Source organism: Alistipes montrealensis, from assembly GCF_018362775.1.
Lineage (GTDB): Bacteria > Bacteroidota > Bacteroidia > Bacteroidales > Rikenellaceae > Alistipes > Alistipes montrealensis.
The window spans coordinates 138592-149347 of the sequence record NZ_JAGYXY010000002.1 but is presented as its reverse complement, the minus strand read 5'-3'; the positions used below and the strand labels follow the sequence as shown (position 1 = coordinate 149347).

Below are 10756 nucleotides of genomic sequence, written 5' to 3'. Positions count from 1 at the left end.
TTTTTAGTTGGCGAAAAATGTCGTCACGCGGTCGGGGCTCAGCATTTGCCAGAGCGACGCTACGGTCCAGCCCGGTGCGAAGATGTCGTTGTAGAAGCCCTTGCCGTTCTTGCCGTAATCCCAGGCGGTATGCTGCACGACTTCGGGGTAGTAGCCCGCGCGGCCGATTTCGAACATCGACCCTTTGACGGGCATCAGTTGGAGCATCGAACTTCGGATCACGGCACTCATGCGGGCGAAGCGGGGTTCGCCGCACTCTTTGGCCAGGAAGTCGAGCACTGTCGCGAACTCGAAGATGAAAACGTCGATGTGGTTGTTCTCGACCGACACGTTGCCCCAGCCGCGCGAGCGGAATCCCACGTCGCCGAGCATCTGACCCTGTGCGAAGGGCACGTCCCACAGGTAGTACCACGAGAGGGCGAAGTAGGCCGCCTCGCGGCACAGGTCGATGTAGCGCTGCCGCTCCTCGCCCTTGGCGACGAATGTCAGGTAATACATCGCCGTCGAGGCGTAGAGCGACGCTTCCTTGTCTTCGCAGTTGGCGTCGAGCGTCGAGGAGAAATAGTCGGCTTTGGAGATCAGGTTTTTTTCCAGGTAATCGGCCGTGTGCCGGGCGCTTTTCCGGTAGGCCGGGGCTTTGAAATAGACGGATGCCATCGTCAGCGGCAGGGTGGCCGAAGGCGTACTGCCGCCCGAAGCGTCCACCACGCTCAGGTCGTCCCGGAATTTGCGGGGGAAACTGCCGTCGGGGTTCTGGAGCGTCAGGAACTTTTCCAATAGGGTCCGGATGCGGGCTTCCCATTCGGGATGGCTGCGGCCCCGGCGTTTCTCGTAGTCGAGGTAGTTCAGTATCGCATAGATGCCTTCGGACTGGCGGCGGATGCTGTAAACGTCCGCTTCCCGGTTACGTTTGAAGTCGACTACCTCGCGGAAAAGTCCGCCGGGCGTGAATCCGTATTGCAGGTAGCTGTCGAAAATCGACCTGGCGTTTGCCGCGAGCTCCTTCCGCCCGTTGGCTTCGCCGTACTCCAGCGCATTGAAGGCGTTCAGCAGGACGCGGCCCACGAACCCGATCTCGGCGATACCCGTGCTTTCGCAGTCGGCCGTGCGAAGTTCCACGCCGGAGGTGTATTTGAGCGGATAGTCCCCGACGTAGCTCTGGACGAAATATTCGACCAGTATGCTTTTGGCCTCGGCGGGGGTGTAGCGCGATTCGACGGGACGGGGGCCGAGCGTGTCGAAGGAGTCGTTCCAGACTTGGGCGACGAACGACGAATAGGAGGGGCTGCTGCCTTTGCGGATCGTCCACGTCAGGCGGCGAGTTTCGCCTTTTTCGAGTTTTTCGAATGCCTGGACCGCCGGGGCGAGCGTCAGCTTGCGGATGTAGGATTTCGGAGCTTCGCTGTACGGGAATCCGAAAACCAGCGCGGCGTGCGTGTCCGCGTTGCGGAATCCGGTGAATCCCAGCGACGTTTCGCCCGAGAGGATGACCTCCCCGTAATTGTGACAGGCGAGGGCTTCGCGGTCGGGCTTATCCGTGCGGAGCACCGTGTAGTAAGTTCCGGATTCCTCGTCGTAGATACCCGTGAGGGGTGTGCTGAGGCGGTCTTCGCGGACCTGCCAACTGTCGCTGGTGTGGAACGAAGGAGCCGATTTGGGCGACCGCAGGTTCTTGTGATACCAGAACCCGGGCATGTAGAAGAGGCAGTTTTCGTGAATGAGGCCGGTGCGGAATAACTGCTCTACATTATAATATAGAAGATCGTTCGCCGTCAGGGTGAGGACGATCCTGATTTCGTTGTCTGTTTCTGTTTTTTGCCGCCGGATGGTCAGCGGCAGTTCTTGGTCAGCCTCTAAATTCCCCCCCCCTCGGCTGCGGATTCGCGCAGCTCGTGGGTTATGGCCGGATTACCCGGGGTCTTCAGCGTGATTCGCTGTGACAGGCGCCCCTCCATGGCGAAGGTTTCACCGGCGATTGCGCAAAATACAGACAGAATAAAGAAGTACTTTTTCATAGGTTCCGTTCGAACCGGCAGCCATTTTCGGCGTGCCGTTTTAAGTTAGGTGAGTTTAGTTGGAACAAAGGTATGAAAGGGAAAACCGGAGTGAGAAAATATAGTCGCTATTAACACAAAAATTATCTCAATTTTGTCTTGTATCCGGTTAAAAAGGAATTCTTAATTTGTGTATATTGCTTATTGTTAATGTGTTATCTATTTAATCAGTCTCGGGACGTCCTGTCCGGGGCGCTCCATTTGTGATTTTATTTACCTATATTTGTTTCACCAACCTGAACTTCGTATGGGAAAATTTTATCCGTTTGTCCTTGCATTTTTCTGTGCCTGCGGCCTTTTTCCGGGCCGGGCGCAGTCGATCCATTTCGATCGGCTGGACATCAACGACGGATTGTCGCAAAATACGGTCGCCTCGATCATCCAGGACGATAAGGGCTTCATGTGGTTCGGCACGAAAGACGGATTGTGCCGCTACGACGGGAAGTCGTTCAAGACCTTCATGCACGATCCCCGTCTCAAAACCGGACTGGGGAACAGCCTCATTAAATCGCTCGTCCAGGACCACGATCACAAAATATGGGTCGGCACAGACTCGGGGCTTTACATCTATGATCCCGAACTGGAAAGTTTTGCCGCCGTGCCGCTTTACGACGACGACGGGAAGCCGATCACCAAGCCTATTCCGATTCTGGACTGCGACCGGGAGGGCCGCGTCTGGATCGTCGTGGGGAATAACGATGTCTTCTGCTACGATCCCCACACCCGCCTGATCGAATGCCGTTACAAACCGCGGACGACCCTGCGCAGCCTCACGACCGACAAAAACGGGGTCATCTGGTTCTCCGGCTACGGCGGGGGCCTCTACTGGACCGAGGATGGGTTCGAGCATGTAAAGCCGTTCCTCGACGCCGACGGACAGGAGATTTACCCCAAGGACATCATCTCCTACATCTGCCTGAGCGACTACAACCGGATGTATCTCGGACTGGAGGAGCACGGTGTGGCGGAGGTGGATCTCGTTACGAAAACGGTTACCCGCCTGCGGCTGTCGGACAACCCCGATGCGCCGCTGTTCGTGCGGCATATCCTCCAGTATTCGGCCGACGAGTTGTGGATCGGGACCGAGTCGGGAATCGTCGTTTACAACGTCCGCACCCGGCGTTACCAGCATCTTCAGAGTTCCCTTTACGATCCCTATTCGCTTTCGGACAATGCTGTTTACTCGCTTTACAAAGACCGGGAAGGCGGATTGTGGATCGGTTCGTTCTTCGGGGGCATCAACTACCTGCCCCAGCGGAATTCCGATTTCGACAAGTACTACCACACCGATGCCGTACACAGCCTTCGGGGGCGGCGCGTGCGGGAGATTTGCCCGGGCAACGACGGAAGGCTCTGGGTCGGTACGGAGGACGCCGGGCTTTACACGTTCGACCCCGCGACCCGGTCATTCGACTTCTTTGCTCCGAGCCGCGATTTCTCCAATGTCCACGGGCTGCTGATGGACGGGGACGATCTGTGGGTGAGTACGTTTTCGAACGGTATCCGGGTGATCGACACCAAGACCCGCCGTATCCGCAAATACGATAACGACAACAAACCGGGCCGTCTTTTCAGTAACTACGTTTTTGCGCTCTGCAAGACCAACAGCGGGCGCATCTACGTGGGAACCATGCACGGATTGCAGTATTACAACCGGGAGACGGACCGTTTCCTTCATGTTCCCCAGATCAACGGCGGCAAGATGGTCAACGACATCCGGGAGGATTCGAACGGAAATCTCTGGGTGGGAACTTTGTCGAACGGCGTCTACCTCTACGATGTGCGCAACGATGTCTGGTCGCAGTTCCTGCACGATGCAGGCAATGAAAATTCGCTTCCTTACGACAATATCACGAGTATTTTCGAGGACAGCAACAAACAGATATGGCTCACCACCGAAGGCTCGGGATTCTGCCGGTTCAATCCGGCCGGAAAAACCTTCGTCCGTTACAGTTCTTCCGACGGAATGCCCAGCGATGTCGTTTTCCAGATCATCGAGGACAACCAGGGCTATTTCTGGATCACGACCGACCGGGGGCTGGCGCTGTTCGATCCCCGGGCCGGGAGCGTCAGGCGGGTCTATACCGTTACCGACCGCCTGCTGAGCAACCAGTTCAACTACAAGTCGGGTTACAAATCCGAGGAGGGGATCATCTATTTCGGCTGTATCGAAGGCCTGATCTCCTTCGATCCCGAAACGCTCGTCAGCAACAGGACCGACTACGTGCCGCCGATCTACATCACGGGGTTTTCGCTGCTCGACGAGGAGGTCGTCGTCGGGGGCCGGAACTCCCCGCTGCGCAAAAGCATCATCTATTCGGATTCGATCCGCCTGAAGCACGACCAGAACTCCTTGTCGCTGCAAATCGCCGCCCTGAGCTACCGCGAGCCGCAGACGGACCGCCTGCTCTATAAACTCGAAGGTTTCGACGACCGTTGGCGGCAGTATTCGCCCGGGAGCGCCACGATCACCTATTCGAAAATCCCCTACGGCAAATACAGTTTCCGGGTCCGGTTGGCCGACGGAACCGGCAATCCCGGTCCGGGGCCCGAAAAACGGCTCTTCATCGAAGTCTCCCCGCCGTTTTACCTCTCCCTGGCGGCTTACGTCGTCTACGGACTGATCGTGCTGGGCGGCCTGGCACTGGTTTACGTCTACTATTCGCGCCGTAACATCCGCCGGCAGCAACAGCATATCCAGACCTTCGAGCGGGAGAAGGAGCGGGAGCTTTACAATGCCAAGATCAGTTTTTTCACCAATATCGCACACGAGATACGCACTCCGCTGACGCTGATCAAAGGGCCGCTGGAGAACATCCTGGCCCGGCCGACGGTCGACCGGGGCATGGCCGAGGACCTGATCGTCATGGACCGCAATACCAACCGGCTGCTGGACCTTACCAACCAACTGCTCGACTTCCAGAAGATCGAGAAGGAACATTTGTCGCTCAACCTTGCGCGGCATAACGTGTCGGATATCGTCGAGGAGACGTTCTACCGGTTCAGCTCCTCGGCCAAGCAGCAGCACAAGGCCTTCGAACTGGAATTGGGCAGCGGAGAGGCCTGCGCGCAGATCGACAAGGAAGCCTTCACCAAAATCCTGAGCAACTTGTTGAACAACGCCCTGAAATATTCTGAAACGCGGATCAGCGTCTGCCTGACGGTGCAGGACACTACGTTCCGGATCACGGTGACCAACGACGGCGAGGTCGTACCTCCGGAGATGCGCGAGGCTATCTTCGCCCCGTTCTTCCGACATACCCGGAAGAGCGAATCGACCGGAACGGGGATTGGCCTGGCATTGGCCCGCTCGCTGGCCGAACTGCACCATGGTACGCTGGTCATGGGCGCCGACACGGATATCAACGAATTTATCCTGACCATCCCGCTTTGCCGGCAGGATGCTGCGGACGCTGCGGATGTCGCTTCGGAGGAGAACCCCGAGAACGTTCCCGACGAGCGGGGTGACCTCGGCTGGGAGGCTTACAGCATCCTGATCGTCGAGGACAATCCCGAGATGTGCGCTTTCATCAAACGGCAGGTGTCCGACGGTTACTCGGTGCTCACGGCCGAAAACGGCGTCGAGGCGCTGGAACTGCTGGAAAAGAACTACATAAACCTGATCATCTCCGACATCATGATGCCCAAGATGGACGGCATCGAGCTTTGCCGGCGGGTGAAAAACGACCTGCGTTACAGCCACATCCCGCTCATCCTGCTCTCTGCGAAGACGAACCTCCATTCGAAGATTTCGGGCATGGACGCCGGGGCCGACGCCTATGTCGAGAAGCCGTTTTCGTCGGATTACCTGTTGTCGGTAATCGCCAACCTGATCAAGAGCCGGCAGAAACTGAGCGAGGCTTTCTCGAAAAATCCGCTGGTGCTGGCCAACACCATGGCGACCTCCTCGGCGGATACGGATTTCATCCTCAAATTGCAGGAGATCATCCACGCCAACCTCAACAATCCCGAGTTTAAGATCAACGACATCGCCGAGATGGTGCACATGAGCCGGGCGAGCTTCTACCGCAAGATCAAAGGCGTGCTGGACATGACCCCGAACGACTACCTGCGGCTCGAACGCCTGAAAACCGCGGCCCGACTGCTCAAGGACAAGCGTTACCACATCAACGAGGTCTGCTATATGGTCGGTTTCAGTTCCACGTCCTACTTCGCCAAATGTTTCCAGAAGCAGTTCGGCGTACTCCCGAAGAAGTTCGTGACCGATACCGAGCAGTAGCCCGGCGGGCGGTATGTATTTGCAAACCGCATATCGCCGGACTCAAAACAAAAAGGACGGATTTGAATCCGTCCTTTTTGTTTTCGTGCGTTTTCCGGGTTACTCGATCACCAGCATCCGCCCTTTGGGATACTTCACCGCATAGCGCAGGCGCAGTTCGCGCTGCTCGCCGGGCTTGAGTTCCATTTTCCAGGTGACGATGCCGCTCTCCTTGTCCAACTGTCCTCCGCTCAGTTCTTCGGCGGTGACGTTTATGGCGCTGTTGCGCGACACGGGCAGTTGGTCGGCAAGCGTCAGCACGACGGGTTCCGTGCGCGTATTGCGTACTATGAATTTCCACCCCGTGGTCTGGGTCTGGTTCGATCCGATGGCCCGGCGCGACGAGTAGTCGTTCTCCTTGGTGCGTTCGATGCGGATATTCCGGTCGCGGCCCATCGAGAAGCGGAGGGTGTCGCTCGTCTGGTTGGGGTCGAGGATGCTCTTGCCGACGAACGTGTTTTCGAAATAGACGTTGGCCTCGCCCTGCAACAGGTTGAGTTTCTCCCAGTCGGTCGCTTCCGCCACGAGGAAGGCGTCCTTGTCGATCTTCGGCGTGCTCTGGTAGGTGTAGGCGGCCGGCAGGTCGAACCGTCCGATCTCCGCCGTGACGCTCTTGCCGTCGGAGGCAACGGTGTAGGGCTGCTTGATTTCGAATTCGTAGCCCAGTTGGTTCTGCGTCTGTTCGACATCCATCACGGTGCTCTCTTCGGTGACCGCCATTTGCTTTTTGGGCGCCGAAGTGCCGCGAACCCGTATACCCGGCGCAGCTCCCGCCAGTTCATTCGATACGCCGTATCCCATAACGACTACTTCGTCCATTGCCGTCATGTCCTCCTGCATCGTTACGTTCATCGTGCTGCCCGAGATCGCCTGCGTCCGGGGCTTGTAGCCGAGGTAGTTGAATTGCAGGCTGGTCGCACCGTTGGGAACGGTGATCGAATAACGGCCCTGCGTGTCCGTGATGGCGCCGATCGTCGTTCCCGGAATGAGTACGCTGGCGCCCGCGAGCGGTTCGCGTCGGCTGTCGAATACGATGCCTGAAACGGTGTTGTTTGTCAGGTTGACATTGTAACGCGGTGCTGCGAGGCCGTAGTCGAGCCAGTAGGTCCGCAACTGCGGGGCGATGCTCCCGGTCGTGGGATTCGACGAGGAGAGCGTCAGTTCGACGTTCTTCCACTCCTCTTTGGTATTTTGGAAAATATTGGCTTTGTAGGAGATTTCGACCGGCTCCGACAACCCGCCCGAGCGAATGTCGTAGGAGGGAAACCAGCCTGCGTTACGAACGTAGTAGGTCAGTGTGAACGATGCCTTGCAGGCCGCGGGGGCTTCGATCCGGACCTCCACTTCGCTCATCGGAACCGACTGCCTGCCGCCCAGTTCCGCCAATTCCGCCCTCAGCCGGCGTTCGCGGGCGTCCAGTTTCGCCGCTTCTTCGTTGATGCCCGACTCTTTGCTTTTGAGGGCCTGCAGGCGCGCCGTGTAGTACTCGTTGAGTTCCTTGATGCCGGCCAGCGGGGTGGCGACATTCCGGTTGCCGACCGAGCAGTTGACTTTCAGCATGGCATACTCGGCTTCGATCACCTCGCGCGAGGCCTTCAGTTGTTTCTGCTGCCGCTCCGTTTCTGCGATTTCGCGTTCCAGCGCCTGCTGGCGTGTCGAACGTTCGAGGCTGTCCGTATGGTTGAAAAGACGGTTGACTGCCGTCACCGTGAATTTCCCTTTGGCGCTTACCTGCATGCTTTTGTCGTCCAGGTAGGGCGACAGGCCGGTGAATACGACCGTCGAGTTTCCGGCCGGGAGGTCGATCTGCCGGGTGCGCGTCACCTGCGCACCGTCGATGAACAGGGTTACTTTTTCTACGGCGGTTTTCACCTTCTGCGGTCCCGCGGCTGCGGAGGTCGCTACGGCCAGTCCCAGCAGCAGCAACAGCATACGTTTTATCTCCATGACTTTGTCGGTTTGGATTGGTTCAAACAAAGTTAGGAAAATATTCCGAATAGCCAAGCGTTCGGGCTCCTACTCGAACTCTTCGAGCACGCGCTCCATCTTGTGCCTGATTTCCGCCGTGCAGAGGTTGCCGATACTGCCTTCGTGGGTGTGGCTCACCTCGCGCGTGGGGCTGTATTCGCCCTTCTGGACGGCGATGCCCACCTGCTTGTAAGCCTCGCGGAAGGGAGTACCTGCGAGCACCATCCGGTTGACATCTTCCACCGTGAAGAGGTAGTCGTATTTTTTGTCGTCGAGGATGTTTTTGTTTACACGGATATGCGCCAGCATGAAATCGCACATTCCGAGCGTGCGTTTGATCTCGCTCGTCGCCGGGAAAAGGATGTCTTTCAGCAACTGCAGGTCACGGTGATAGCCCACCGGAAGGTTCGTCGTCAGCAGTGCGATTTCGTTGGGGACCGACTGCAGGCGGTTGCAGCGTCCGCGCATGATCTCGAAAACGTCGGGATTTTTCTTGTGGGGCATGATGCTCGACCCGGTGGTCAACTCGTCGGGGAGCGTTACGAACCCGAAATTCTGGCTCATGAACAGGCATACGTCCATTGCCAGGCGGCCGATCGTCGCGGCCACGGCGGCAATGGCGGCCGCGGCCGCGCGTTCGCTTTTGCCGCGGCTCATCTGCGCCGCTACGACGTTATAGTGCAGCGCCTCGAAGCCCATCAGGCGGGTGGTCATCGTGCGGTCCAGCGGGAACGACGAGCCGTATCCGGCCGCCGACCCCAGCGGGTTCTGGTTGGCGATGTGCCATGCCGCGGCCACCAGGCGCATGTCGTCGATCAGCGTTTCGGCATAAGCCCCGAACCACAGTCCGAACGATGAAGGCATGGCGATCTGCAGGTGGGTGTAGCCCGGCATCAGCACCTCTTTGTATTTCTCGCTCTGCTCCTGCAGGCGGTCGAACACGGCCTTCACGGCGTCGGCTATCTGCCTCAGTTCGTCGCGCAGGAACAATTTGAGGTCCACGAGCACCTGGTCGTTGCGCGAACGCCCCGAGTGGATTTTTTTACCCGCGTCGCCCAGCCGGCGGGTGAGCATCAGCTCGACCTGCGAATGCACGTCTTCGGTGTCGGGTTCGATTTCGAAACGTCCGGCTTCGATCTCTGCCGCGATTTCGCGGAGTCCCGCGGTGAGTTTTTCGAGTTCCTCCGCCGTCAGCAGCCCGATTTTTTCGAGCATGGCGATGTGCGCCAGCGACCCTTCGACATCGTACTTTGCCAGCCGCATGTCCAGTTCGCGGTCGTTGCCTACGGTGTACTCCTCGATCATCCTGTCGGGCTCGAAGCCCTTATCCCAAAGTTTGGTTGCCATATTCCTGTGCCAATTTTTCGATGTATTTTTCATAAACGGCGATTCCCTCCGCGATCTCCGTGAGGAGCACGAATTCGTCGGCCGTGTGCGACCGCGACGATTGTCCCGGACCCATCTTGAGCGACGGGAACGGCATCAGCGTGCGGTCCGAAGTCGTCGGTGAAATGTAGGTTTCGCGTCCGACGGCTTTTGCCGCCTTCACCAGCGGATGCCCTTCGCCGACCGCCGCAGCGCGGATGCGCGTCGACCGGGGCGTCGCTTCGGAACGGATCGCGGCCCGCAGGATTTCGACCGTCTCTTCGTTGGTGTAGGCGTCCGTGGTACGGATATCCGCGACGAACCGGCACGTGTCGGGTACGACGTTGTGTTGTGTGCCCGCTTCGATCTGCGTCACGGCGATGCCGATCGGTCCGAGCAGCTCCGATTCCCGCTCGAAGCGGAATCCGCGCAGCCGTGCGATGTCGTCCAATGCGATATAGAGGGCGTTCACCCCTTCGCCGCGCGCCGCATGGCCGCTTTTGCCGTGCGCCACACAGTCCAGGACGACCAGTCCCCGCTCGCCCAGCGCTGCCTGCATTCCCGTCGGTTCTCCCACCAGCGCCATGTCGATTTTTCCCAGCGCGGGCAGCAAGGCCCGGATGCCGTTCTCCCCCATGCACTCCTCCTCGGCCGAGATGCCCAGCACGAGGTTGAAGGGCAGCGGCTGCGTGCGGAACGTCAGGAAGGTCTCCGTGAGGCTTACCACCGAAGCCCCCGCGTCGTTGCTGCCGAGGCCGTAAAGCCTGTCGCCTTCGACGGCGGGCGTGTAGGGATCGCGCGTGTACGAAGCGGCCGGACGCACCGTGTCGTGGTGCGAATTCAAGAGCAGCGTCGGCCGTGCCGGGTCGAATCCTTCCGCCCGGGCCCAAACGTTGTTGCGCAGCCGTTCGGGCGTCGCTCCGCGCTCCGCGAGGAACGCGAAAAGCAGGTCCGCCGTACGCGCTTCGTCGCGCGAGAGGGAGGGTGTCGCGATAAGTTGTTTCAGTAACCCGATGGCTTCCGTGGTCTTCATGTTCATTTTCGAGTTCGGCATTCCGGAGCGCTGATTTTGCCGCTTGCGGCATTAAGT

Annotated in this window: 4 protein-coding genes and 1 pseudogene; 1 reads left to right on the top strand and 4 read right to left on the bottom strand. The window is 58.6% G+C overall.

Annotation, left to right across the window (positions count from 1 at the left end; all coding sequences use genetic code 11):
* Positions 1 to 3 precede the first annotated feature (3 nt).
* A pseudogene (locus KG007_RS03905) lies at positions 4 to 1955 on the bottom strand (hypothetical protein).
* Positions 1956 to 2301: 346 nt separating this feature from the next.
* Here KG007_RS03905 and KG007_RS03895 point away from each other — a divergent pair.
* Positions 2302 to 6294, top strand: coding sequence for a hybrid sensor histidine kinase/response regulator transcription factor (locus KG007_RS03895; RefSeq protein WP_213347428.1), 3993 nt, complete (start codon positions 2302 to 2304; stop codon positions 6292 to 6294).
* A 99-nt stretch (positions 6295 to 6393) separates the two neighbouring features.
* Here the strand turns inward: KG007_RS03895 and KG007_RS03890 are convergent, their stop codons facing one another.
* From KG007_RS03890 to KG007_RS03880, 3 genes are all read right to left on the bottom strand, one after another.
* A complete protein-coding gene (locus KG007_RS03890) occupies positions 6394 to 8280 on the bottom strand; it encodes a DUF4139 domain-containing protein (protein ID WP_213347427.1) in 1887 nt (628 codons plus the stop codon).
* A gap of 69 nt (positions 8281 to 8349) precedes the next feature.
* Positions 8350 to 9648 (bottom strand): argininosuccinate lyase, encoded by a 1299-nt coding sequence (argH, locus tag KG007_RS03885; RefSeq protein WP_213347426.1) that lies wholly within the window; start codon positions 9646 to 9648, stop codon positions 8350 to 8352.
* Positions 9626 to 10705 carry a M20 family metallo-hydrolase gene (locus tag KG007_RS03880; RefSeq protein ID WP_195460085.1) on the bottom strand — a complete coding sequence of 360 codons (1080 nt, stop codon included), beginning with the start codon at positions 10703 to 10705 and terminating at the stop codon, positions 9626 to 9628. Before KG007_RS03880 ends, argH begins: the two co-directional genes overlap by 23 nt.
* Between the last annotated feature and the right edge of the window lie 51 nt (positions 10706 to 10756).

What these genes read in the sequence shown, in the direction of transcription:
- KG007_RS03895 (WP_213347428.1), top strand. Translation starts at nt 2,302, where the DNA reads ATGGGAAAATTTTATCCGTTTGTCCTTGCATTTTTCTGTGCCTGCGGC.
- KG007_RS03890 (WP_213347427.1), bottom strand. Translation starts at nt 8,280, where the DNA reads ATGGAGATAAAACGTATGCTGTTGCTGCTGCTGGGACTGGCCGTAGCG.
- argH (WP_213347426.1), bottom strand. Translation starts at nt 9,648, where the DNA reads ATGGCAACCAAACTTTGGGATAAGGGCTTCGAGCCCGACAGGATGATC.
- KG007_RS03880 (WP_195460085.1), bottom strand. Translation starts at nt 10,705, where the DNA reads ATGAACATGAAGACCACGGAAGCCATCGGGTTACTGAAACAACTTATC.